This is a genomic window from Roseomonas sp. TF40 (assembly GCF_057219975.1).
The window spans coordinates 163,499-186,760 of the sequence record NZ_JBXVVR010000007.1; the positions used below are offsets into that span (position 1 = coordinate 163,499).

25 protein-coding genes are annotated in these 23,262 nt (G+C 70.9%); 10 read left to right on the forward strand and 15 right to left on the reverse strand.

Annotation, left to right across the window (positions count from 1 at the left end; genetic code table 11):
* Positions 1 to 43 precede the first annotated feature (43 nt).
* From AC2D9U_RS19280 to AC2D9U_RS19290, 3 genes are read right to left on the reverse strand one after another with little or no spacing between them, the layout of a single operon-like run.
* Entirely contained in the window at positions 44 to 1,090 is a 1,047-nt protein-coding gene (locus AC2D9U_RS19280; protein WP_484751894.1) for an amidohydrolase family protein, read from the reverse strand.
* A gap of 10 nt (positions 1,091 to 1,100) precedes the next feature.
* Positions 1,101 to 1,769, reverse strand: a complete 669-nt coding sequence (locus AC2D9U_RS19285) for a GntR family transcriptional regulator (protein ID WP_484751896.1) — start codon at positions 1,767 to 1,769, stop codon at positions 1,101 to 1,103.
* A complete protein-coding gene (locus AC2D9U_RS19290; RefSeq protein ID WP_484751898.1) occupies positions 1,766 to 2,518 on the reverse strand; it encodes a GntR family transcriptional regulator in 753 nt (250 codons plus the stop codon). The genes AC2D9U_RS19285 and AC2D9U_RS19290 overlap by 4 nt, the downstream gene beginning before the upstream one ends.
* A gap of 193 nt (positions 2,519 to 2,711) precedes the next feature.
* Here AC2D9U_RS19290 and dctP point away from each other — a divergent pair, with 193 nt between their 5' ends.
* Genes dctP through AC2D9U_RS19315 form a run of 5 tightly spaced genes read left to right on the forward strand, consistent with a single transcriptional unit; the run spans position 2,712 to position 6,812 of the window.
* Positions 2,712 to 3,713: a TRAP transporter substrate-binding protein DctP gene (gene dctP, locus AC2D9U_RS19295; RefSeq protein WP_484751900.1), complete on the forward strand. Its 1,002-nt coding sequence runs from the start codon at positions 2,712 to 2,714 to the stop codon at positions 3,711 to 3,713.
* 27 nt (positions 3,714 to 3,740) lie between these two features.
* Entirely contained in the window at positions 3,741 to 4,220 is a 480-nt protein-coding gene (locus AC2D9U_RS19300) for a TRAP transporter small permease (protein ID WP_484751902.1), read from the forward strand.
* Positions 4,217 to 5,509 (forward strand): TRAP transporter large permease, encoded by a 1,293-nt coding sequence (locus AC2D9U_RS19305; protein WP_484751905.1) that lies wholly within the window; start codon positions 4,217 to 4,219, stop codon positions 5,507 to 5,509. Before AC2D9U_RS19300 ends, AC2D9U_RS19305 begins: the two co-directional genes overlap by 4 nt.
* Before the next feature lie 5 nt (positions 5,510 to 5,514).
* Positions 5,515 to 5,949 carry a type II 3-dehydroquinate dehydratase gene (locus tag AC2D9U_RS19310; protein ID WP_484751907.1) on the forward strand — a complete coding sequence of 145 codons (435 nt, stop codon included), beginning with the start codon at positions 5,515 to 5,517 and terminating at the stop codon, positions 5,947 to 5,949.
* Positions 5,946 to 6,812, forward strand: a complete 867-nt coding sequence (locus tag AC2D9U_RS19315; RefSeq protein ID WP_484751909.1) for a shikimate dehydrogenase — start codon at positions 5,946 to 5,948, stop codon at positions 6,810 to 6,812. The genes AC2D9U_RS19310 and AC2D9U_RS19315 overlap by 4 nt, the downstream gene beginning before the upstream one ends.
* A gap of 13 nt (positions 6,813 to 6,825) precedes the next feature.
* Here AC2D9U_RS19315 and yghU read toward each other — a convergent pair whose 3' ends face one another.
* The 11 genes from yghU to hisD all read right to left on the reverse strand — a co-directional run bounded on the left by yghU (position 6,826) and on the right by hisD (position 18,048).
* Positions 6,826 to 7,692 carry a glutathione-dependent disulfide-bond oxidoreductase gene (gene yghU / locus AC2D9U_RS19320; protein ID WP_484751911.1) on the reverse strand — a complete coding sequence of 289 codons (867 nt, stop codon included), beginning with the start codon at positions 7,690 to 7,692 and terminating at the stop codon, positions 6,826 to 6,828.
* Between the two features lie 73 nt (positions 7,693 to 7,765).
* Positions 7,766 to 8,512 carry a DUF3750 domain-containing protein gene (locus tag AC2D9U_RS19325; RefSeq protein WP_484751913.1) on the reverse strand — a complete coding sequence of 249 codons (747 nt, stop codon included), beginning with the start codon at positions 8,510 to 8,512 and terminating at the stop codon, positions 7,766 to 7,768.
* A gap of 40 nt (positions 8,513 to 8,552) precedes the next feature.
* Positions 8,553 to 9,680 (reverse strand): cobalamin-independent methionine synthase II family protein, encoded by a 1,128-nt coding sequence (locus AC2D9U_RS19330; protein WP_484751915.1) that lies wholly within the window; start codon positions 9,678 to 9,680, stop codon positions 8,553 to 8,555.
* 12 nt (positions 9,681 to 9,692) lie between these two features.
* On the reverse strand, positions 9,693 to 10,691 hold the full coding sequence (locus AC2D9U_RS19335; RefSeq protein WP_484751917.1) for a cupin domain-containing protein: 999 nt from the start codon (positions 10,689 to 10,691) through the stop codon (positions 9,693 to 9,695).
* Entirely contained in the window at positions 10,688 to 11,758 is a 1,071-nt protein-coding gene (locus AC2D9U_RS19340; protein WP_484751919.1) for an ABC transporter ATP-binding protein, read from the reverse strand. The genes AC2D9U_RS19335 and AC2D9U_RS19340 overlap by 4 nt, the downstream gene beginning before the upstream one ends.
* Before the next feature lie 7 nt (positions 11,759 to 11,765).
* Positions 11,766 to 12,611: a carbohydrate ABC transporter permease gene (locus tag AC2D9U_RS19345; RefSeq protein ID WP_484751921.1), complete on the reverse strand. Its 846-nt coding sequence runs from the start codon at positions 12,609 to 12,611 to the stop codon at positions 11,766 to 11,768.
* Positions 12,608 to 13,486 carry a carbohydrate ABC transporter permease gene (locus tag AC2D9U_RS19350; protein WP_484751925.1) on the reverse strand — a complete coding sequence of 293 codons (879 nt, stop codon included), beginning with the start codon at positions 13,484 to 13,486 and terminating at the stop codon, positions 12,608 to 12,610. The genes AC2D9U_RS19345 and AC2D9U_RS19350 overlap by 4 nt, the downstream gene beginning before the upstream one ends.
* 6 nt (positions 13,487 to 13,492) lie before the next feature.
* Positions 13,493 to 14,800: an ABC transporter substrate-binding protein gene (locus tag AC2D9U_RS19355; RefSeq protein WP_484751928.1), complete on the reverse strand. Its 1,308-nt coding sequence runs from the start codon at positions 14,798 to 14,800 to the stop codon at positions 13,493 to 13,495.
* Positions 14,801 to 14,901: 101 nt separating this feature from the next.
* Positions 14,902 to 15,978, reverse strand: coding sequence for a LacI family DNA-binding transcriptional regulator (locus tag AC2D9U_RS19360; RefSeq protein ID WP_484751931.1), 1,077 nt, complete (start codon positions 15,976 to 15,978; stop codon positions 14,902 to 14,904).
* Positions 15,975 to 16,739, reverse strand: a complete 765-nt coding sequence (locus AC2D9U_RS19365; protein WP_484751933.1) for an SDR family NAD(P)-dependent oxidoreductase — start codon at positions 16,737 to 16,739, stop codon at positions 15,975 to 15,977. The genes AC2D9U_RS19360 and AC2D9U_RS19365 overlap by 4 nt, the downstream gene beginning before the upstream one ends.
* A gap of 1 nt (position 16,740) precedes the next feature.
* The gene (gene hisD / locus AC2D9U_RS19370) at positions 16,741 to 18,048 is read right to left on the reverse strand and encodes a histidinol dehydrogenase (protein WP_484751935.1); all 1,308 of its coding nucleotides are present in this window, start codon (positions 18,046 to 18,048) and stop codon (positions 16,741 to 16,743) included.
* A gap of 154 nt (positions 18,049 to 18,202) precedes the next feature.
* Here hisD and AC2D9U_RS19375 point away from each other — a divergent pair, with 154 nt between their 5' ends.
* The 5 genes from AC2D9U_RS19375 (at position 18,203) to AC2D9U_RS19395 (ending at position 22,767) form a co-directional block, all read left to right on the forward strand.
* A complete protein-coding gene (locus AC2D9U_RS19375; RefSeq protein ID WP_484751938.1) occupies positions 18,203 to 19,324 on the forward strand; it encodes a THUMP domain-containing class I SAM-dependent RNA methyltransferase in 1,122 nt (373 codons plus the stop codon).
* A 16-nt stretch (positions 19,325 to 19,340) separates the two neighbouring features.
* Positions 19,341 to 19,712, forward strand: coding sequence for a hypothetical protein (locus AC2D9U_RS19380; RefSeq protein WP_484751940.1), 372 nt, complete (start codon positions 19,341 to 19,343; stop codon positions 19,710 to 19,712).
* Positions 19,713 to 19,826: 114 nt separating this feature from the next.
* Positions 19,827 to 20,939: an ABC transporter substrate-binding protein gene (locus AC2D9U_RS19385; RefSeq protein WP_484751943.1), complete on the forward strand. Its 1,113-nt coding sequence runs from the start codon at positions 19,827 to 19,829 to the stop codon at positions 20,937 to 20,939.
* The gene (locus AC2D9U_RS19390) at positions 20,927 to 21,979 is read left to right on the forward strand and encodes a FecCD family ABC transporter permease (RefSeq protein WP_484751946.1); all 1,053 of its coding nucleotides are present in this window, start codon (positions 20,927 to 20,929) and stop codon (positions 21,977 to 21,979) included. Before AC2D9U_RS19385 ends, AC2D9U_RS19390 begins: the two co-directional genes overlap by 13 nt.
* The gene (locus AC2D9U_RS19395; RefSeq protein ID WP_484751948.1) at positions 21,976 to 22,767 is read left to right on the forward strand and encodes an ABC transporter ATP-binding protein; all 792 of its coding nucleotides are present in this window, start codon (positions 21,976 to 21,978) and stop codon (positions 22,765 to 22,767) included. Before AC2D9U_RS19390 ends, AC2D9U_RS19395 begins: the two co-directional genes overlap by 4 nt.
* Here the strand turns inward: AC2D9U_RS19395 and AC2D9U_RS19400 are convergent.
* The gene (locus tag AC2D9U_RS19400; RefSeq protein WP_484751950.1) at positions 22,718 to 23,185 is read right to left on the reverse strand and encodes a copper chaperone PCu(A)C; all 468 of its coding nucleotides are present in this window, start codon (positions 23,183 to 23,185) and stop codon (positions 22,718 to 22,720) included. The genes AC2D9U_RS19395 and AC2D9U_RS19400 overlap by 50 nt on opposite strands.
* Positions 23,186 to 23,262 lie beyond the last annotated feature (77 nt).

Here is a 23,262-nt window from a genome sequence, read left to right on the forward strand (position 1 = left end):
GCGACCCATCTGAACGCATTTCTTGCTCTAGATTCGATGATTTCTAGAGCACGAGGCGATAGACCCGCGCCGCGGTGCCGGCGAAGAGCGCCGCCTTCTCCGCGGCACTCGCCCCCTGGGCGAGCCGCTTGAAGGCGTTCCAGAGCACGGCGTAGCTGCACATGCCCTTGTCCACCGGGAAATTGCTTTCGAACATGCAGCGATCCACGCCGAAGGCGGCGATGCAGGTCTCGATATAGGGCCGCCAGGCCTCGGCCAGCGTGGCGGAATCGGGCGGGCGCGGCGCCTCGTGGAAGGGGAAGCCGTTCACCTCCATCGCCAGCCCGCCGAGCTTCACCATCACGTTCGGCAGCGCCGACAGGGCGCGGATGTCGCGCGACCAATCGGCGAAGACCTCCGCGCGCTGCCCCCGGAAGGGCCCGACGCCGAGCGGCCCGCCGACATGGTCGAGCACGATCACCGCCTCCGGCACCGCGCGCGCCAGGGCCAGCACGGCGGGCAGTTGCGGGTGATAGGCCCAGACATCGAGGCTCAGCCCCTGTCGCGCCAGCACGCGGAGCCCCTCCGCGAAGGCGGGATGCGCGAGCGGCCCCGGCGGCGGCGTGACGAGGTTGGAGCGCACCTCGGGCGAATCGAACCAGGCGGTGCGGTTGCGCACGCCCTTGAAGCGCGGCCCGGCAGCGGCGCGATGCGCCTCCAGCACTGGCGCCACGGCCGCGCCCAGCGTCAGGTCCGCGAAGCCCACGATGCCGTCGCAGATGCGCGGGGTGCCGTAGCGGCCGGAGGCACTCATCGCCGCCACGCCGTTGACGAACTCGACCTCGCCGAGCGGGCGCAGCGCCTCATCGCCGGTCGCGCGATACATCGCGCCGCACTGGACGAAGACGGTGGCGCGGATGTCGTGCCCCGTGGCGAGATCCGCGCGCAGATCCTCGAAGAGGTAGCGTTCGCCCGGATGGTCCCAGAGGTGATGGTGCGGATCGATGATCGGCAGCGCGGGCTCGAGGATCGGCTCCTCATGCTGCGCCAGCCAGTCCGGGCGGATGGCGATCTGGCGCGAGGCGGTGAGACTCGGTGGCGGAATGGTCATGGGCCTCTCCTCAGAGCGCGCCGCTGGCCAGCGCATGATCGACGCCGCCCAGGATGTGCCGCGCCAGGATCTCCCGCGCCGCGGCGGCATCGCGCGCCAGCGCGCAATCGCGCAGCGCGGCATGTTCCTGCGCCGCGATGTCGCCGCGGAAGCCCAGCGCGAGATACTGGTAGCGCTGGTAGCGGTCGAAGATCGCGGCATGGGTCGCCATCAGCGTGCGTGAGCCGCAGGCGGAAACGAGCATGCGGTGGAATTGCGAATCGAGCCGCCGCCAGGGCGCGAGGGCCGCGGCCTCGCCGGCGCGCAGCCGCGCCTCCATCTGTGCCAGCATGTGGTGCGCGGCGACCACCTGCGCCTCCCACGCCACGTCACCGGCGCGGAAGGATTGCTCCATCGCATGGCCCTCGAGCAGCAGGCGCAGGCTGGCCAATTCGCGCAGATCGGCGGCGGTGAAGGGCGCGACCTCGAAGCCGCGCTGGCCTTCCGCCACCACCAGCCGCTCCGCCACCAGGCGGTTCAGCGCCTCGCGCAGCGTGCCGATGCCGACCGCGTAGGAATCGCGCAGCGCATCCAGCTTCAGCTTCTGCCCCGGCGCCAGTGCGCCGCGCAGGATATCGGCGCGAATCAGGTGATAGGCGCGCTCACCGGCCGTCCCGGCGGGGGCCACCGCCTCGCTCATCGCCGGGCCTGCCTTGGCGCGGGCGGGGCGCGCGCCGGCGCGGGGGGCCGCTCCGCGAAGGGCTGCAGCGCGCCGCCGCGCATCAGATGCTCGAGGCAGCCGCCGAGATGCGCGCGCAGCACCGCCTCGGCCCGCACCGCGTCGCGCCGCAGCGCGCAGTCCAGCAGCGCGGCGTGCTCGCCCGCCGCGACCGTGCCGCGGAAGGTCAGCGCCACCATCTGGTAGCGCAGATAGCGGTCATGCACCGCCGCATGGGTCTCGAGCAGCACGGCCGAGCCGCAGGCCTCGATCAGCGCGGCGTGGAAGGCGCGGTCGTAGCGTTTCCACAGCGCCGGCTCCACCGCCTCGCCCGCCAGCAGCCGGCGTTCCAGCACCGCCAGCCTGTGATGCGCGCCCACCACGCGCCCTTCCCAATCCAGGTCGCCCGCGGCGAAGGACAGCGCCATCGCCTGGCCTTCCAGCAGCAGGCGCAGATCCGCGATCTCGCGGAAATCCTCGATGGAGACGGGGGCGACGCGAAAGCCGCGCTGCCCCTCCGCCGCCACGAGCTGCTCGGAGGCCAGGCGGTTCAGCGCCTCGCGCAGCGTGCCCACCGCCACGCCGTAGATCTGGCGCAGCCCGTCCAGGCCGAGCTTGCGCCCGGGCGCGAGGCGGCCCTGCAGCACATCCGCGCGGATGCGCCGGTAGACGGCCTCGCCGGGCGCCCCCTGGAGCGCTGCGCTGGCCTCCGCGCTGTCCTGCCGTGTCACGCGCCGGGGTCCTGCTGGGCTGGGTTGCGGGGCGAGTATCCGCGCCTCCGCGCCACGCCGCAACATCGGATGGCGGCAAAATCATCCGATTTTTGGCAAAATCTCTGTTGATCATCCTTTCGCCTGCGATTAGCCTCATGCTCGGTTGCCTCGACGCAGCCCCGCCAATATCCAAGGTCCAGGGAGAACGCCCATGCCATCGCAAATCGGACGCCGGTCCGTGCTGGCGAGTGCCGCCGCCACGCTCGTCGCGGCCCCCGCCATCACTTCCAGCGCCCAGGCGCAGGCAGCGCGCCGCCGGCTGCGCTTCACCGCCGTCTTCTCCGACCAGGACATCCGCGCCGAGGCGATGCGCGGCTTCCAGCGCGACCTCGCCGCGGATTTCGATGTCGAGCTGCATCTCAACGCCACGCTGTTCCGCCAGGGCACGGAGCTGGTCGCGATCCAGCGCGGCAATGTTGAGATGGCGAACCTCGCGCCGCAGGATTTCTCGCGCCAGATCCCGGCCTGGTCGGTCATGGCCTCGGCCTATCTGTTCCGCGACGCCGACCACATGAGCAAGGTCTTCGCCAGCCCGGTCGGCGAGGAGTTCAAGCGCATGGCGCGCGAGCAGCTGAACGTGCAGGTGCTCGGCCCGCTCTATTTCGGCACGCGCCATGTGAACCTGCGTCCGCGCACGCGCGTCAGCACGCCGGCCGATTTGCGCGGCCTGAAGCTGCGCATGCCGCCGGGCGAGACCTGGCAGTTCCTGGGCGAGGCGCTGGGCGCCAACCCCACGCCGGTCGCCTTCGCCGAGCTCTACACCGCGCTGCAATCCGGCACGGTGGACGGCCAGGACAACCCGCTGCCGACCAGCCGCACCATGCGCTTCCATGAGGTGACGACGCAGTTCGTCCTGACCAGCCACCTCGTCGCCTATGACCTGCTCTCGATCTCGTCGCGCGTCTGGGACGGGCTGAGCGCGGCGCAGAAGGCCGCGGTGCAGGCCGCCGCCGACAAGGCGATCGCGGAGAGCACGCGCCGCCATCTGGCGCAGGAGGAGGAGATGGTGACCTTCTTCCGCGGCGCGGGGCTCGAGGTCTATGCGCCCAATGTGGACGCCTTCCGCGCCGAGGCGCAGCGCCGCTACCTGGCCTCGACCCAGTCGCAGGCCTGGCCGCCCGGCATCCTCGACCGCATCAACGCGATCCGCTGAGCGGCGCGACCGGCGGGTGGCCTTGCCATGAAGGGTCTCGGCCCCCTCGCCGCCTGGTTCGGCCGGCGCGCGGAGGATGTGCTCTCCGCGCTGCTGGTGGCGATGTTCATCGCCTTCATGCTGCAGATCGTCACGCGCTACGTCTTCAACGCGCCGCTGAGCTGGACGGCGGAGCTGTCCACCCTCGCCTGGGTCTGGGGCATCCTCTGGGGTGCGGGGCTCGTGCTGCGCGATGAGGAAGAGATCCGCTTCGACGTCATCTACGGGCTGATGGCGCCGCGCCTGCGGCGGATCTGCGACACGCTGACCAGCCTTGCGGTCGTGGCGGTCTTCACCTGGTCGCTGCCGGCGATGGTGGACTACGTCACCTTCATGAAGGTGGAGCGCAGCGCCTATCTCGGCATCCGCTTCGACATCCTCTACTCGGTCTACCTGGTCTTCGCGGTGGCGATGATCATCCGCCACGCCGCGATGGCCTGGCGCTGCATCCGCGGACAGCGCGCGTGAGCCCCTTCGCCCTCTCGCTCATCGCCCTGATCGGCCTGTCGCTGATGGGCCTGCCGATCGGGCTGACCATGATCATGGCCAGCATCATCTATCTCGGCCTGTCCGGGCAGGACATGTCGATCGCGGCCGAGCAGGTGCTGAACGGGCTGAACGGCAGCTATGTGCTGCTTGCCGTGCCGCTCTTCATCTTCTCCGCCGGGCTGATGAATGCCGGCAGCCTGACCGACCGTCTGCTGCGCTTCTGCAACCTGCTCGTCGGGCGATTCCGCGGCGGGCTCGGCCATGTGAACGTGGTGCAGAGCGTGATCTTCGCCGGCATGTCGGGCTCGGCGGTCGCTGATGCGGCCGGCAGCGGCAAGGTGCAGATCGACATGATGGTGCGCGGCGGCACCTACACGCCGAGCTACGCCGCGGCCCTTACCGCCGTCACCGCCGTGATCGGGCCGATTATCCCGCCCTCGATTCCCCTGGTGCTCTACGCGCTGGTGGCGGACGCCTCCATCGGCTTCCTCTTTCTCGCCGGCGTCGTCCCGGGCCTGCTGATGGCCGCGGCGCAGATGGGCATCAACAGCTGGATGGCGCACCGCCACGACTTCCCCGTCGCCGAGCGCGTGCCGCTGCGCGAATTCCCGCGCCTGACGCTGGAGGCCATCCCGGCGCTGCTCATGCCGGTGATCCTGCTCGGCGGAATCTATGGCGGCGTGATGACGCCCACCGAGGCCGCCGCCGTCGCCGCCGCCTATGCCTGGTTCATCGCCGCCGTCTTCTACCGCAGCCTCACGCTCGGCCAGACCTGGCGCGCGGTGGTGGAGAGCGCGCGTGCGACCGCCGCCATCGGCATGCTCATCGCCGGCGCGCTCGCCTTCAACTACGTCATCACCAGCGAGAACATCCCCAACACCGTGCGCGGCATCCTGGCCGGGTGGGAGATGTCGCCCTGGGTCTTCCTGCTGGTGGTCAACCTGATCCTGCTGGTGCTGGGCTGCCTGCTGGAAGGCAGCACCATCCTGCTCGTCGTCGTGCCGGTGCTGGTGCCGACCGCGCAGGCGCTGGGCATCGACATGGTGCATTTCGGCATCGTCGTCGTGGTGAACATCATGCTCGGCCTGGTCACGCCGCCCTATGGGCTGCTGCTGTTCATCGTGGCCAAGCTCTCCGGCGCGCCGCTCACCGCCGTGGTTCGCGACACCATGCCCTTCGTGCTCGCGATGCTCGCGGCGCTGATGGCGATCACCTTCCTGCCGGACCTCGTGCTGTGGCTGCCGCGCCAGATGGGCTACCAGGGGTGACGCCGATGACCACGCTGCATGTCCTCAACGGCCCCAATCTCGACCGGCTCGGCAAGCGCGAGCCCGAGATCTACGGCCACACCACGCTGGCCGAGATCGAGGCGCTATGCCGCGAGGCCGCCACGGGTGCCACGCTGGTCTTCCGCCAGACCAACTACGAAGGCCAGCTCATCGAGTGGATCCATGAGGCGATCGACACCGACGCCGATGGCATCGTCATCAACCCCGCCGGGCTCAGCTTCCGCTCCATCCCGCTGATCGACGCGCTGCGCATGGTGCGCGTGCCGATCATCGAGCTGCACATCTCCAACATCCATCGCCGCGATCCGCTGCACCAGCATTCGCTGGTCTCGGGCGTGGCGACGGCGGTGATCGCGGGCCTGGGCGCGCGCGGCTACGCCACCGCCATCCGCAGCCTGCGCGAGATGATCGCCGGATGACGCCGGTCGAGCAGCGCCCTTCCCTCCTGCTCGGGCTGATCGGCCAGGGGATCCAGGCCTCGCTGACCCCCGCGCTGCATGAGCGCGAGGGCGCGGCGCAGGGCCTGCGGGTGATCTACCGCAAGATCGACCTCGACCCGCTCGGCCTCGGCCCCGATGCGCTGCCCGAATTGCTCACCGCGGCGGAGCGCCTGGGCTTCGGCGGGCTCAACATCACCTATCCCTGCAAGCAGGCCGTGCTGCCGCTGCTGCAGGAGATCGCGCCCGAAGCCGCGGCGCTGGGCGCGGTGAACACGGTGGTGCTGCGCGCGGGCCGGCGCATCGGCCACAACACCGATTGTTCCGGCTTCGCGGAGGGCTTCCGGCGCGGTCTCGGCGACGTGCCGCGCGGGACGGTGCTGCAGCTCGGCGCCGGCGGCGCCGGGGCCGCGGTGGCGGAGGCGCTGCTCGCCGCGGGCGTGGGGCGGCTGCTGCTGCACGACATCGACACGGCGCGCGCCGAGGCGCTGGTCGCGGCGCTGGGCGCACGCCATGGCGCGGCACGCGTGGCGCGCTGCGCCGACCCCGCCGCCGCCATCGCCGGCGCCGATGGGCTGGTGAACTGCACCCCGGTCGGCATGACGAAGCTGCCCGGCACGCCCATCGACACGGCGCTGCTGCATCCCCGCCTCTGGGTGGCGGAGATCATCTACTTCCCGCTCGAGACCGCGCTGCTGCGCGCCGCGCGGGCGCTCGGCTGCCGCACGCTGGATGGCAGCTTCATGGCCGTCTTCCAGGCGGTCGGCGCCTTCCGCCTGTTCACCGGCCTCGAGCCCGATGCCGCGCGCATGCAGGCGCATTTCGCCGAGATGACGCGCGGCTGAAGCCGCCGCCGCGTCAGCCGCCCGCCTGCACCTTGTCCTGCGTCCTCGTCTCGAAATCGCTCGCCTCATGGCGTTCCCAGAGCTGGCTCGACAGCTCGCCCTGGGTGCGGTTCACCATCCGCCCGCGCACCGCGGCAGGGCGCGCATGGATCGCATCGGCCCAGCGATTGACATGCCTGTAGGACTGCACGTCGAGGAACTCCATCGCGCCATACATCCAGCCCTTCACCAGCCCGCCATACCAGGGCCAGATCGCCATGTCGGCGATGGTGTAGTCGCTGCCCGCGATGAATTCATGCTGCGCCAGGCGCTGGTCGAGCACGTCGAGCTGGCGCTTCGTCTCCATGGTGAAGCGGTCGATCGGGTATTCCATCTTGCTCGGCGCATAGGCGTAGAAATGCCCGAAGCCACCGCCGACATAGGGGGCGCTGCCCATCTGCCAGAACAGCCAGGAGAGGCACTCCGCCCGCGCCGCCCCGCCGCTCGGCAGGAAGGCGCCGAACTTCTCCGCGAGATGCATCAGAATCGCGCCCGATTCGAAGACGCGGATCGGCGTCGGCCCGGAACGATCGACCAGTGCGGGGATCTTGGAGTTCGGGTTGATCTCGACGAAGCCGGAGCTGAATTGCGCGCCCTCGCCGATGCGGATCAGCCAGGCGTCGTATTCGGCGCCGCTATGGCCCAGCGCCAGCAGCTCCTCCAGCATCAGCGTCACCTTCACGCCGTTCGGGGTGCCCTGGGAGTAGAGCTGCATCGGGTGGCGCCCGACCGGCAGCGCCGCCTCATGCGTCGCCCCCGCGATGGGGCGGTTGATGTTGGCGAAGCGCCCGCCATTCGCCTTGTTCCAGCTCCAGACCTTGGGGGGTGTGTACTCGCTCATGCGCAGGGCTCCCGTCTCGCGGATCGATCCTCGTGAAGATGGCGGCGCGTGGCGGGCTGCGCCAGGGGGGCAGCTAAGCCGCATTCAGCCCGAGCCGCCCCAGCCCCGGCAGCTTCAGCGCCGGCCGCCGCAGATCCAGCCCCAGCACGCCGCCGAGGAGATTGAGCTCGATGCCCTCCACCCAGCCCAGCGTGACGCCAAGATAGCCCCCCAGCGTCAGCCGGATCCCGGTGCCCGAGGCGGTGCGGCGCAGCCAGCGCCCATCATGCGGGAAGTCCTTGCCGATGGCGTTGGGCGGCAGCACCGCGCCGGCCTCCGGCACCGCCTCCAGCACCGCGGCGACGAAGGTGTTGGAGTTGGGGCCGGGCCAGGCGCGGTAGTCGCCACGATTCGGCCAGGGATAGCCCGCGATCGCGGCCTCGAGGCGCGGGATCATCGCCGCAGCGGCCGCGCCATCGGCGGCGAAGACGATCTCCGGCGCGCGGCCGAACCAGCGCCCATCGGGCTCGAAGCCGTTGACGCGGATCGGGTCGCCCCAGGCGGTGTAGTCGTAGCGCGTATAGTTCGCTGCGCCCTCCGGCTTGAAGACGATCCAGCTATGCACGGCGAAGATGCCGCGCCAGCGCACGGTGGGCGCGGCGAAGACGCGCAGCACGGCGGGATGATGCGTCGCCGCCGGGGGCAGATGCCCGATGCTCGAGCGATCCGCCTGCCACCACCCCGCGCCGACGCCGCGCCACTGGTGCAGCCCGGCCGAGACGCCGAGCGGCAGCAGGTAGAGCAGCAGCAGGATGGTCAGCACAAGGCGCGTGGTCCTCATCGCTCCTGCATCTGAGGGCGCGAGAACCCGCGCGCAACCCTCAGAGCCGGGCGGAGGCGATCCGCGCGCCCTCGACCAGCGCGGCGAGCTTGGCCCAGGCGATGTCGCCATGCACCGCGCCATAGCCCGCGAAGGTGCCGAAGCCGCAATCCGTGCCGGCGATCACGCGCTCCGGCCCGACGATGCGCGCGAAGGTCTCGATGCGCTGCGCGACCAGTTCCGGGTGCTCGACGAAATTCGTCGTGCTGTCGAGGCAGCCGGGGATCAGCACCCAATCCGCGGGCGGCGGGCTCTCCCGCCACACGGTCCACTCATGCGCGTGGCGCGGATTCGACGCCTCGAAGAGAAGCGCGCCGATGCGCAGCTTGCGCAATTCCGGCAGCACGCGCGCCAGCGGAATGTCGCGCGTGTGCGGGCCCTCGTAATTGCCCCAGCAGATATGCAGCCGGACATCTGACGGGGCGATGTTGCGCAGCGCGTGGTTGAGGATCTCCACATGCCGCGCCGCACGGCGCAGGAACTCCGCCTCGCTCATCTCGGGGTAGAGCATGTGCCGCCCGAGGCCGAGATCCGGCGCATCGATCTGCACGGTCAGGCCGGCGGCGACGATGCCCTCATACTCATGCCGCATGCCCTCGGCGAGGTCCTCCATATAGGCGTCGATGTCGGCATGGATGTCGGAGGGCTGGAACAGCGCGATGACGCCAGGCGAGGCGCTGTTCATGAAGCCGCGCGCATAGCCCGCCGCCGCCATCGCGCCGCGCATCACGCGCAGGTCATGCGCCAGCGGATCCATGCTCTTCACCGTGATCGGCCCCGTGCAGCGCGGCCGCCGATAGGTGGGCGTGCCCCCCGCCTTGGCGATCTTCTGGGCATAGGCGGGATAATCGCCGAGATCCGCCGGCATGCGACGCGGGCTGTCGCCGGCGAAACCGGTGAGCCGGTCCTTGATGTAGGTGGCGTAGGAGATCTTGGAGGTCTCGCCATCCGAGGGGATGTCGATGCCGATCTCCGCCTGGCGTCGCAGCACGTCCTGCGTCGCGTGCAGCATCGCGGCGTCGTAGGCGGCCGGGTCGAGCGCCTCCTCACGTTCGCGCGCGAAGAGGAAATCCGCGACGATCTGGCTGCGCGGCAGCGAGCCGACATGGGTGGTGAGGATCCTCGCCATGCGCCTTCTCCTTCAGACGAAGCGCGGCGGCGCCGGCGAATCGCCGCCCCGCACCACATAGGCGACCATGGTGGCGGAAGAGGTGGCGCGGAAGGCGCGCGTGGCGCCGATCGGCACGGTCAGCGTATCGCCCGGCCCCATCACCACCTCGCCTTCCGGCAGCGTCACGGCGAGCACGCCGGCATGGACGAAGATGACCTCCGCCTCGTCGCGCTGATGCGCGGGCACGCTGGCGCCCGAGTGCATCGTCAGCGCGCGGAGGTTGAAGCCATGCGGCCACCAGCCGCTGATCGGGCCGGGCGCGAAGCCATCGGCGGTGGCCTGCGGCGTGATGATGGCGCTCTCCGTCACACCGGGCCCGGAGAGTGGCGAGGCGGGATTCGCCACGAACTGCGCGGGCTTCACCACGCAGCCCGCCAGCTTCTCCGCCGGCGGCGTGGCGAGGCGCGCGATCTCCGCCGCATCGGGCACGCGCTGGCGCACCGCGCCCTCCGGCACGCGCTCACCCACCGTCGTATCGATGAGCTTGCCGCCTTCCAGCAGCACCAGGCCGTAATGCGCGGCGAGATCGAACACCTTCGGCGCCCAGGTCACCTTGCCCGGGTTGTCGCCACCCAGCACGGCGAAGAGGAAGCCCGTCTCCTCGCCGATGTTCTCGAAGCCGCGGAACATGTGGATGGGAATGGAGATGACATCGCCCGGCCCCATCAGCGCCTCGCCCTCATCGGCGTTGACGCCGAAGATCATGCGCCAGCGGCCGGTATGCGCGACGAAGACCTCCGCCGTCTCATGGCTGTGCTGGCTGTTGAGGCAGCGTGGCGGCTGGCGCGCGCCGCCGATGTTGAAGCCATGCGCCTCGGGGATGTGCACATGCTGGTTCGGATTCTCCGAGACACCGGGCCCGATCAGCGTGAAATTCTCCTTCGCGTCCGAGCCGGGCGAGCGGCTGTCCACGAAGGCGTTGCGGCAGGGGATGAGGTCCGCATAGCGGATCAGGCGCTGATGGCTCATGGCGTGGCGTCCGGCTGGAGTCGCAGGGTGGTGTCGGCGTCGAAGAGATGCAGGCGGGTGGCGTCGAAGCGCAGCGCGATGCGGCTGCCGATCCCGGCCCGCCAGCCGCGATCGGCCTTGGCGATGATCCGCGCCTCGCCGATCAGGGCGGTGACCAGCACCGCATCGCCGGTGAGTTCGACGGCATAGATGGTGGCGTCCACATCGCCCGCACCGGCCGGCTGCACGGTGATGTCCTCGGGCCGGATGCCGAGCACGGCGGGGCCGGCATGGCGCGTGACATGCGTCGTGGCGCGCAGCCCGCCCGCGGCGGTGAAGACGCCCGCCGCATGGTCGCCCCGCAGCAGGTTCATGGGCGGCGAACCGATGAAGCCGGCGACGAAGAGATCCGCCGGTGCGTCGTAGATCTCTTCCGGCGTCGCCAATTGGCGGATCTCGCCATGGTTCATCACGGCGACGCGATGCGCGAGCGTCATCGCCTCGATCTGGTCATGCGTGACATAGACGGTGGTCACACCCAGCTCGTGCTGCAGGTGCTTGATCTCCGCCCGTGTCGAGACGCGCAGCTTGGCGTCGAGATTCGACAGCGGCTCATCCATCAGGAAGACCGTCGGGCGGCGCACGATGGCACGGGCCAGCGCCACGCGCTGGCGCTGCCCGCCGGAGAGTTCCTTGGGCCGGCGATGCAGCAGCGGCTCGAGTTCCACCTTCGCCGCCGCCGCGCGCACCCGCGCCTCGCGCTCCGCGCCCTTGATGCCGCGCAGCTTCAGCGGATAGCCGATATTCTCCCCCACCGTCATGTGCGGATAGAGGCCATAGGACTGGAACACCATGGCGATGTCGCGCTCGCGCGGCGGCAGATCGTTCACGCGCTGGCCGCCGATGAGGATGTCGCCGCTGCTGGGTTCCTCCAGCCCCGCGATCATGCGCATCGTCGTGGTCTTGCCGCAGCCCGAGGGGCCGAGCAGCACCATGAACTCGCCGTCGCGGATCTCCAGCGACTGGTTGCGCACGGCGACGAAGCTGCCCCAGCTCTTGCTGACATTCCGCAGGACGACATCGGCCATCGGCGCCTCACTTCACCGCGCCGCCGGTCATGCCGCGCACGAAGTGGCGCTGGATGACGCTGGCGAGCAGGAACATCGGAATGGAGATCAGGATGCCGGCGGCGGCGATCAGCTCCCACAGATCGCCGCGCTCGGTGCGGAAGCGCGTGATGCCGACGGGCAGCGTCACCGCATCGTCGCGTGTCAGGATCAGCGCGAAAAGGAACTCGTTCCAGGTCAGGATGAAGCAGAAGACGGCCGAGACCAGCACGCCGGGCCAGACCATCGGCACGACGATGTCGATGATCACGCGCAGCCGGGTCGCGCCATCCACCAGCGCCGCCTCCTCGGATTCGGTCGGCACGGCATCCAGGAACCCCTTGAGCATCCACACGGCGAAGGGCGTGACGATCGCGAGATTGACGACGATGAGCGCCAGATGCGTGTCGAGCAGGCCGAGATCGCGGAACAGCAGGTAGAAGGGCAGCACGATCACCACGGCCGGGACGAATTGCGTGGCCAGGATGGTGAAGAACAGCGCGTGCTTGAAGCGCAGCTCGAAACGGCTGAAGGCATAGGCGGCCAGGGTCGAGAAGGGGATGGCGATCAGCACCGTCACGCCCGCCACGATCGTGCTGTTCAGCAACGTCTGCCCGATATTCCAGGGATGCGCGAAGATGGCGCGGAAATTGTCGAGCGTGGGCGTGAAGATGATCGTCAGGTCGAACAGGTCGACCGGCCGCTTGAAGGCGGTCAGCGCCATCCACAGGATCGGGAAGAGGATCAGGAACAGCACCAGCAGCAGGATGGCGGATTCCACCGCGCGCCAGAACAGGCGGCGCCGGCGGGCGACAGCGGCGCGATCCAGGCTCATGGGCTCGCCTTGCGCAGCACGAGCCGCGTGTACCAGACCGCGAGGAAGACCAGCATCGCGGTCAGGATCCAGGCGACGGCGCTCGCATAGCCCATGTCGTACCAGCGGAAGGCGATGGAATAGACGAGATAAGCGAGGGTCACCGTGGCCTGCCCCGGCCCGCCCCCCGTCAGCGTCACCACCTGGTCGAACATCTTGAGCGCGAAGACCGTCTTCAGGATGGCCACCACCGCCAGCACCGGCAGCAGCGCGGGCAGGGTCACGTCGCGGAAGACCTGCCACTCGCTCGCGCCATCGATGCGCGCGGCCTCCTCCGGCTCCTTCGGCAGGGCGGCCATGCCACCCAGCACCACCAGCGTCATGTAGGGCACCCAGCGCCAGGCATCGGAGAAGACCAGCACCAGCAAGGCCGGGCCCGGCTCCGCCAGCCAGACGAAGCCGCGCAGGAAAGGCAGCACCGCGCCGGCCAGCCAGGTGAAGACGCCCATCTCGGCGTTGAACATGAAGCGGAAGGAGATGCCGACCAGCGCGGGCGAGACCGCGAAGGGCAGGATCAGCACCGCGCGCGTGGCGCTGTGCAGCACCCCCGCGCGGCGCAGCAGCACCGCGAGTCCGAGTGCGGAAAGCACGGTGATGGTGACGTCGATGAGGACGAAGATCGCCGTCACCCGCAGCGCATTCGCGAAATCCGGATCGTCGGTCAGGGCGGTGACATAGTGCTCCGCCCCGATGAAGGGCCCCGGCGTCAGGCTGCGCGTCAGCCGCCAGTCGCGGAAGCTGGTGACGAGCGAGACGGCCAGCGGCCAGATCGTCGTCCCCAGCACAATCAGGGCCGCCGGCAGGATCAGCAGGTATTTCAGCCGGCGGTCCTGCATGCGCAATCAGCCGCGGCGGACGATGCGGCGCACCTGCGCGGCGGCGCCGTTGAAGGCATCCGGCACGCTCTTCGCCCCGGTCGCGGCCTCGCTCATCGCCGTCTCCAGCGCCTCGCTGATCTGCGGCCATTCGGGGCCGAAGGTGATGCTCTGCGTGGCGCGCAGGCCCTCCGCCGCGAAGCGGTGCATGCCGCCGAAGCGCGCATTCACCGCCTCATCCATCAGGTTCGGCTGCATCACCGCCACCACGTCGCTCTCGCGCGGATCGAGCAGGATGTCGCGCTCCAGCGCGGGGTTCGCGATCCAGGCGAGCAGCTCGGCCGCGGCCTCCTTGCGGCGCGAACGGCGCGGGATGCCCCAGACCCAGGTATTGGTGAAGGTGGTGCGCGGCTGGCCCGCATAGCTCGGCATCGGCGCGAAGCCGAGCTGCGGCGCCGTCAGCCGGCTTGCCTGCGGGTTCAGCAGGGTGGAGCGCACCCACCACCAGACCGGCAGCATCGCCGCATTGCCCTGGCCCATGCTGTTCACCGCATCCTGCTCGGCGAAGCTCACCGCGCCGGCGGGGGTCACGCGATGGCGGCGCAGCAGATCCACGTAATCCTGCACGGATTGCAGGCCGGCGGCGTTGTTGAAGGCGGGCTGGCCCTGCGCGTCGAAGAGCTGCCCGCCGCGGCCCCAGAGGAAATTGTACCACACCATCAGGTTCTGGCCGTTGCCGCGCCCATAGGGCACGGAGACGCCGGCGATGCCCGGCTCACGCGCCTGGATCGCCTGCGCGGTCTCCACCAGGCCCTCCCAGGTCGCGGGCGGGGTCAGGTTGTGCTTCTCGAACAGGTCACGCCGGTAGAAGAGCAGCTGCACATGGCCGCGGCTCGGCAGGCCGAGCAGGCGGCCGCCGACGCGCCCCTGGCGCAGATGCGCCTCCGGCCAGCGATCGAGCGGGATCTGCTTGGCGCGCACCACATCGTCGAGCGGATCGAAGAGGTTGTTGAGGGAGGCCACCCACTGGTCCATCGCGATGGCGAGGTCGTAGTCGCCGCCGCCGCCCACCATCTCCGCCGTCAGCGCCTCCCGCATGCTGGCGAAGGGGATGAAGGTGTACTTGGCGGTGATGCCGGTCTGCTCGGTGAAGGCGGCAAGCCGCGCCTCATGCGCGCGGAACTGGCTGGCCACCACGCAGAGCACCTTCAGCTCCGTGCCGGCGAAGGGCTTGCCCGGGCGCAGGCCGGGCGTGGCGGTGACGGAGGCGGCGGCCGGACCGGCCATGCCGAGGGCCGCGCCGGCGGCCAGGAAGTCGCGACGACGAATCGCCATGAACGGTGTCTCCTTCCCTCGGCGTCGGCTTCGCGCCGCGCCATTCTTGAATACGCATGCAAGCCTAGGGGCAGAGCCGCCATCCTGGCAAGCGGGCTTTGTCACTGGGGCTCGGGGGCGCGCCAGACGAGCTGGCCGTCGATGCTCACGCAGCCTTCCGGCGGCATGCGGGCGGAGCCACGCACCACCAGTTCGCCCCGCACCACCTCATGGCGCGTCGCCGCCTCGGGGTTCTCGATCATCTCGCAGATCAGCGTCACGGCCGCATCGACCATCGGCCGGAGGGGCTGCGAGAAGGAGGTGAGCGAGAAGCTCGGCCAGCGCGCCGGGCCGGTATCGTCGAAGCCGACCAGCGAGAGGTCGCGCGGGATGCGCAGGCCGAATTCATGGCGCGCGACCTCGGCCACGGCAGTCGCCATGTGGTCATTGCCGCAGAAGATCGCCTCCGGCCGGTCGGGGCGGTCGAGCAGGCGGCGCGCGGCCGCGGCGGCGGCGTCGAAGCGGTAGAGGCCCACCTCGCGCAGCGGCTTCGGATAGCCGTTCTCGGCGAGCCAGCCGAAGAAGCCGCGCTCGCGGTCGCGGCTGGTGGAGGAATTCTCGATGCCGGCGAGGAAGGCCATGCGCCGATGCCCGCCGGCGGCGAGGAACTGCGCGATCATGCGCCCGCCGCGCAGGTTCTCGCCGGTGACGGAGGAGACATTCGTGCCGCGCGTCGTGCGGTTGAACAGCAGCACCGGAATGCCCGCCGCGCGGCATTGCTCGGCCAGCGCGGAGGACAGGGTGGACGAGGCGAGGATCAGCCCGTCGATCCGCCAGGCCAGCACCTGTTCCAGCTGCGGGTCGGCATGGCGGCCGGCATCGGGCGTGAAGAGCAGCAGCTGGTAGCCGCGCGCCTGCAGGCCGCGCGAGAGCGTCTCCAGCACCTCCGGGTAGAAATGATTCTGCAGATAGGCGGCGGCGACACCGATGATGCGGCTGCGGCTGGTGGTCAGGCTGCGCGCGATGGCGTTGGGCCGGTAGCCGAGGCTGCGCGCGGCTTCCTCCACCCGCGCGCGGGTCTCGGCCGCGATGCTCGCGCCGGGGGTGAAGGCGCGGCTGACGGCGGATTGCGACACGCCGGCGAGGCGCGCCACATCCACCGCCGTGGCGTAGCGCTGGCCGCGCCGCGCGCTGCTCATCCGGCCGTCCAGCCGCCATCGACGAGGAGCGAGGAGCCCGTCATCAAGGCGGCCGCGTCGGAGCAGAGGAAGGTGATCGCGCCCATCAGATCCTCGACCTGGCCGAGCCGGCCGAGCTTGATCTTGCCGAGCACGAAGTCGCGGAAGGCCTTGTCCTCGAAGAAGGGGCGCGTCAGCGGCGTCTCGATGAAGGTGGGGCAGAGCGTGTTCACGCGGATCCGGTGCGGCCCGAGATCGATCGCCATGGCCCGCGCCATGCCCTCCATCGCCCATTTCGAGGCGCAATAGACCGAGCGCCGTGGCCCGCCCACATGGCCCATCTGCGAGGAGAGATGCAGGATCGAGCCCCCGATCCCCGCCGCGATCATGCCCTTCGCCACGGCCTGCGCGACGAAGAAGGCGGCGCGGAGGTTGAGCGCCATCACCGCGTCGAAATCCGCGACGCTCACCTCGGTGAAGGTCGCGGGGCGGTTGGTGCCGGCATTGTTCACCAGCGCGTGGAACGGCCCCGCCTGCGCGATCTTCGCGGTGGCGTCTTCGATGTCGAGCACATCCATTGGCAGCGCGATGGCCTTGCCGCCGGCCTCGCGGATCGCCGCGGCCGCGGCCTCGATCTCCGCGGCCGAGCGCGCCGCGAGCACAACCTCGGCGCCCGCCTGCGCCAGCGCGGCGGCGGCGGCAAGGCCGATGCCGCGGCCCGCGCCGGTCACCAGCGCGCGGCGACCATCGAGGCGCATGGAGGGGGTGCGCGGAAGCTCCATCTCACTCGGCCGCCTGGCCATAGGGCACGTTGCGCCCGCCATAGCGGCGCAGGCGGATATTCGCCTGCTCGGCATGGCCGACAAAGCCCTCGAGCATGCACAGGCGGGAGCAGTAGGCGCCCACCATCGCGCTCGCGGCATCCGTCAGGACCCGTTGGTAGGTCACGGTCTTGAGGAACTTGCCCACCCAGAGTCCACCCGTGTAGCGCGCCGCGCCCAGCGTCGGCAGGGTGTGGTTGGTGCCGATCACCTTGTCGCCGTAGCTGACATTGGTGCGCGGGCCGAGGAAGAGCGCGCCGTAGTTCGTCATGTTCTGCAGGAAGAAGTCATCGTCCGCCGTCATCACCTGCACATGCTCGGAGGCGATGCGGTCGGCCTCGCGCAGCATCTCGGCGCGATCCTCGCAGACGATGACCTCGCCATAATCGTTCCAGGCCTGGCGGGCGATCTCGCCGGTCGGCAGGATGGCGAGCAGGCGCTCCACCTCCGCCATCGTCTCGCGCGCCAGCTTCGCGCTGGTGGTGAGCAGGATGGCCGGGCTGGTCGGGCCGTGCTCGGCCTGGCCGAGCAGATCGGTGGCGCAGATCTCGCCATCCACCGTCTCATCCGCGATGATCAGCGTCTCGGTCGGCCCGGCGAAGAGATCGATGCCAACGCGGCCATAGAGCTGGCGCTTCGCCTCCGCCACATAGGCGTTGCCGGGGCCCACCAGCATGTCCACCGCGGCGATGCTCTCCGTGCCCAGCGCCATGGCGCCGATCGCCTGCACGCCGCCCAGCACGCGGATCTCGTCCGCGCCGGCAAGATGCTGCGCGGCGACGATGGCGGGCGCGGGGCGGCCCTGGAAGGGGGGCGCGCAGGTGGCGATGCGCGGCACGCCCGCCACCTTCGCCGTCACCACCGACATATGCGCCGAGGCCAGCAGCGGATACTTGCCGCCGGGCACGTAGCAGCCCACGGCATTCACCGGGATGTGCTTATGGCCGAGCACGACGCCGGGAAGTGTTTCGACCTCCACATCGCGCATCGAGTCGCGCTGGTGTTGCGCGAAGTTGCGCACCTGTTCCTGCGCGAAGCGGATATCGTCGAGGGCGCGGGCCGGCAGTTCGGCGATGCAGGCGCGGATCTCGGCATCGGTCAGGCGGAAATCGGCGCGGTCCCAATGGTCGAAGCGGGCCGACATCTCCCGCACCGCGACGTCGCCGCGCTTGGCGATGTCGGCCAGCAGCGCCTCCACCGTCGCGCGCACCGCGCTCTGGGCGGCATCCTTGTCCGCACTCGCGATGGAGCGCTTGAGCCATTGGGGCATGAGAGGGTCCCGAACCGTGCCTGTCGTCGCGGCAGTTTGCATGCGCTTGCAAGACCCGCACAAGGGGGCCTTGGTGGCGGCGGCCGGCGCGGGATGGTAGAAGCGGGCGCCGCCCCCTCCCCTCTCGCCGTCGCGGACCGGCAAGGTTGCACCCGTGCCAGACGCCCCGACCGACACGCCCTTCGAGATCTTCCTCGCCACCTTCCCGGGGCTGGAGGCCGTGCTGCTCGAGGAGGTGCGCGGCAAGGGCTTCCGCCATGCCCGCGCCGTGGCCGGTGGTGTCACCATCGAGGGCGGCTGGCCCGACGCCTGGCGCGCCAATCTCTGGCTGCGCGGCGCGGGGCGCGTGCTGGCGCGGGTGGCGCAGTTTCACGCCACGCATTTCGCGCAGCTCGATGACCGCGCGCGCGGCGTGGACTGGGCCCGGCTGCTGCGGCGCGACGTGCCCTTCCGGGTCGAGGCCAGCTGCGCGGGCTCGCGCCTCTATCACTCGGATGCCGTCGCGCAGCGCGTGGCGACCGCGATCCGGGAAACCCTCGGCGCGCGGGAATCGCCGGACGCGCCGGTGCTGGTCATGGCGCGGATGGAGAAGGACATCTGCACGCTCAGCCTCGATACCTCGGGCGAGCCGCTGCACAAGCGCGGCTACAAGCAGGCGGTGAATCCGGCGCCGCTGCGCGAGACCATGGCCGCGCTCTTCCTGCGCCAGGCCGGCTATGACGGCACCATGCCGCTGTTCGACCCGATGTGCGGCGCCGGCACCTTCGTGATCGAGGCGGCGGAGATCGCGCTGCGGCTGAACCCCGGCCGATCGCGCGCCTTCGCCTTCGAGCATCTGGCCACCTTCGATGCCGAGGCCTGGGCACGGATGCGCGCGGTGCAGCGCGCCGCGCCGCCACCCCCGCCGCTGACGGGCAGTGACCGCGATGCCGGCGCCATCGCCATGAGCAGGGCCAATGCCGAGCGGGCGGGCGTGGCGGCGGCCACCACCTTCACCCAGGCGCCGATCAGCGCCGCGAGCCCGCCGGAAGGCCCGCCGGGCCTCGTGATCTTCAACCCGCCCTACGGCACGCGGCTGGGCGAGCGCCAGGCGCTGCTGCCGCTCTACCGCGCGCTGGGCCAGACGCTGCTGAGCCGATTCGCCGGCTGGCGAGTGGCGATGGTGGTGAGCGAGCCGAAGCTCGCCTACGCCAGCGGCCTGCCCTTCCTGCCGCCCGGCGCGCCGGTGCCGCATGGCGGGCTGCGCGTGCAGCTCTTCCAGACCGGGCGGCTATAGGCCTACAAGGCTCGGCATGGTGGCCCGTCGCGCCCTTCGCCTTGTGCTGGCCCTGGTGCTCTGCCTGCAGAGCAGCCTGGCGCTGGCGCATTGCCTGCGTCTCGCTGCCCCCGCACCGCACCAGCCCTTCCATGTCGAGATCTGCACGCCCGATGGCGTGGTGACGATGGATCTCGCGGATCGCGAGGAGGCGCCCGCGGAGCACGACGCCGCGGGCTTCTGCATCGCCTGCCACGGCGCGGCGCAGGCGAGCCTGCCGGCCCCGCCAGACCTGCCGCTGCCCGTCCTGCGCCGGCTTGCGCCCCCGCCTTTGCCGCAACACGCGGGCGCGCCGCTTTCCGCCCGCGCGCCGCCCTACGAGCCCACCGGCCCACCCCAGCTTTCCTGACCTGCCGACACCCGCGCGCCGCCACCGGCGCCGGGTGATTTCGCGTGCGGGCGGCAGCGCCTGCGCGCGCGCGTCAGCATGGCGTCCTCATCGGCGCCTTTCAGGAAATCCGTCATGTCCGCTCTTTCGCGTCGTCCCTTGCTCGCCAGCCTTGCGCTTGGCGCCTTGCCGCTGCCTGCCCTCGCGCAGTCCCGCCCGATCATCGATGCGCTGGGGCGCGAGGTGCACCTCGCCGCGCCGCCGCGCCGCGTGGTGGTGATGTTCAACTACGAGGAATTCACCGCCATCGCCGGCGTCGAGGGCTGGCAGCGCGTGGTCGGCATGAACCGCTTCGTCTGGGAAGGCTGGCGCCCGGCCATCTTCGCCCGCTACCGGCCGCTCATCCCCAATCTCGGCGCCATGCCCGATGTCGGCAGCACGGATGAGGGCACTTTCAGCGCCGAGAAGGTGATCGCGCTGCGGCCCGATCTTCTCGTCATGCCTTATTGGTCCTGGGTCGCAGCCGAGACCGCTCGCGCGCAGATCGAGGCCGCGGGCATCCCGATCCTGGTCATCGACTACAATGCGCAGACGCTGGAGCGCCACATCGCCTCCACCCGCGCGCTCGGCGCCGCCATGGGCACGCCCGAGCGCGCCGAGGCGCTGGCCGAACGCTATCGGCGCAACATGGAAGGGATGCTCGAGCGCATCGCCCGCGTGCAAACGGGGGCCAGGCCAAAGGTGCATTTCGAGCTCGGCCAGGCCGGGGCGGGCACGATCGGCAACAGCTATGCCGGCACGATGTGGGGCAGGATCGCCACCACCATCGGCGCCGAGAACATCGCCGAGGGGCGCCTGACCGGCCCCTGGGGTCCGCTGGCGGCGGAGACGGTGCTGGCGGCGAATCCGGATTTCGTCTTCATCGCCGGCTCCTCCTGGGTCAATCGCCCGAACGCCGTGCGCACCGGCTACGACGTGGCCCCGGAGGTGACGCGCGCCTCCCTCGCCCCCTACGCCGCGCGGCCGGCCTGGCAGGCGCTGTCCGCCATCCGGCGCGGCGAGTTGCACGCCATCGAGCATGGGCTGGCGCGCACGATCTTCGACGATACCGCGACACTCTACATCGCCAAGCGGCTCTGGCCCGGCGCCTTCGCGGATGCCGATCCGGTGGCGGCGCTGGCGGAGTTCCATGCGCGCTTCCTGCCCGTCACCTTCTCCGGCACCTGGATGCTGCCGTGGCGGGCCTGAGCGCGACCGCCGAGGCCCAGGCCGGCTGGGCGCGGCTCGCCGCACGGCGCGCGGCGCTGCTCGGCGCCGGCGTGGCGGTGCTCGCGGCCTGCTTCCTGCTCGATGTCGCGACGGGGCCGGCGATGCTGCCGCTCGGCACCGTCGCGGCCTCGGTGCTCGGCGCGGGGCAGGACCCGATGGTGGAGGCCATCGTCTGGGCCATCCGCCTGCCGGTCGCGATCATGGCGCTGCTGGTCGGCGCGGCGCTGGGCCTGACGGGGGCGGTGATGCAGACCATCCTGAACAACCCGATGGCGTCGAGCTACACGCTCGGCGTCTCGGCCGGTGCGGGATTCGGCGCGGCGCTGGTCATCGTCTTCGGTGCGGCGCTGCCGCTGGCGGAGGGGCAGGCCGTGCCGCTCGCGGCCTTTCTCTTCGCCGGGCTCGCCTGTGCCGGCGTCTGGGCGCTGGGCGGAATCCGCGGCGCCACGCCGGAGACGCTGGTGCTGGCGGGCATCGCGCTGATGTTCCTGTTCCAGGCGCTGCTCGCGCTGCTGCAATTCATGGCCTCGCCCGAGGCGTTGCAGCAGATCGTCTTCTGGCTCTTCGGCAGCCTGCAACGCGCGACCTGGCCGAAGCTCGGTATCATCGCGGGCGTGCTGGCCATCGCGGTGCCGCTGCTGCTGCGCGATGCGTGGAAGCTCACGGCGCTGCGGCTCGGCGATGACCGCGCGGCGGCGCTGGGCGTGCGGGTGCGCGGGGTGCGACTGCGCGGCTTCCTGTTCGTTTCGGTGGCGACGGGCGTGGCGGTGGCCTTCGTCGGCACGATCGGCTTCGTGGGCCTGGTCGCGCCGCATGTCGCGCGCATGTTGCTGGGCGAGGATCAGCGTGTGCTGCTGCCCGGTGCCGCGCTGGCCGGCGCGGTGCTGCTCTCCGCCGCCTCGGTGGCGAGCAAGACGGTCTCGCCCGGCGCGCTGTTTCCTATCGGGATCGTCACGGCGCTGATCGGCGTGCCCTTCTTCGCCTGGCTCATCCTCTCCAGCCGGCGGTCGCATTGGTGAGCGCGCGGCTGGAGCTGGAGGCCGTCTCTGTGCGCTACGGCACGCACCCGGCGGTGCAGGGCGTGACGCTGGCGGCACGGGGCGGCGAGGTGCTGGCGCTGCTCGGGCCGAACGGGTCGGGCAAATCCTCGCTGCTGCGCGCGGCGGCGGGGTTGCTGGCGCATCAGGGGCAGGTGCGACGCCAGGGGATCGGGCCGCGCGGCATCGGCTTCATGCCGCAGGACAATGGCGCGCGCGCCGCGCTGACGGTGCTGGAGACGGTGCTGCTCGGCCGGCTCGGCGCGCTGGGAATGCGCGTGCCGCCGGAAGAGGTGGCGCGCGCCATCGCGGCACTCGACCGGCTGGGCCTCGCGGGGCTGGCGGGGCGGCTGCTCGGCGAGCTGTCGGGCGGGCAGCGCCAGCTGGTGTTTCTCGCGCAGCTGCTCTGCGCCGAACCCCAGGCGCTGCTGCTGGATGAACCGACCAGCGCGCTCGATCTGCGCAACCAGTTCACGCTGCTCGGCCTGCTGCGCGACCTGGCGCGGGCGCAGGGGCTGGTGGTGGTGGTGGCGATCCACGACCTCAACGCGGCCGCGGCCTTCGCGGATCGCCTCGCGGTGCTGCAGGCCGGGCGCCTGGTGGCGCTGGGCCCGCCGGAGGAGGTGCTCACGCCCCGGCTGATGGCCGAGGTCTATGGGCTGGAGGCCGAGCTCTGCATCAGCGCCACTGGCCGGCGCGTGATCCTGCCCGTGGCGGCGATCAATGCCGATGGCCGCCCGGGCTGCCCGCCGCCTCGATCGCCAGCATGACCTGCACCTCGCCCGCGCGCTCGAAGCGCAGCGTCAGGGGCACGGAGGCGCCGCGGTTGAGCGGGCCGGTCAGGCCGATCAGCATCACATGCAGCCCGCCGGGGCGCAGCTGCACGGTCTGGCCGGGCGGCACGGGGATGTCGTTGACCGGGCGCATGCGCATCACATCGCCCTCGCGGATATGCGTGTGCAGCTCCACCACGCGCGCGGCGGGCGTGCTGGCGGAGAGCAGGCGGTCCGGCTGGCTGCCGGTGTTGCGGATGGTCATGAAGCCCGCGCCATTGGCGTTGGCGCCGGCGGCGCGCGACCAGGGGCGGTCGATGCGCAGCTCGCCGGCGGCGATCTCGCTGGCGGCGAGGGGGGTGGCGGCCAGCAGCAGCGGGGTGCCGAGCAGCAGACGGCGGGTGAAGACGGTCATGGCAATATCCTTGAGGGCGCCGGCGCGGCGGCGCGGATGGGGGGCGCGGCGGCGCGGGGCCGCTGGCGCGTGATCGG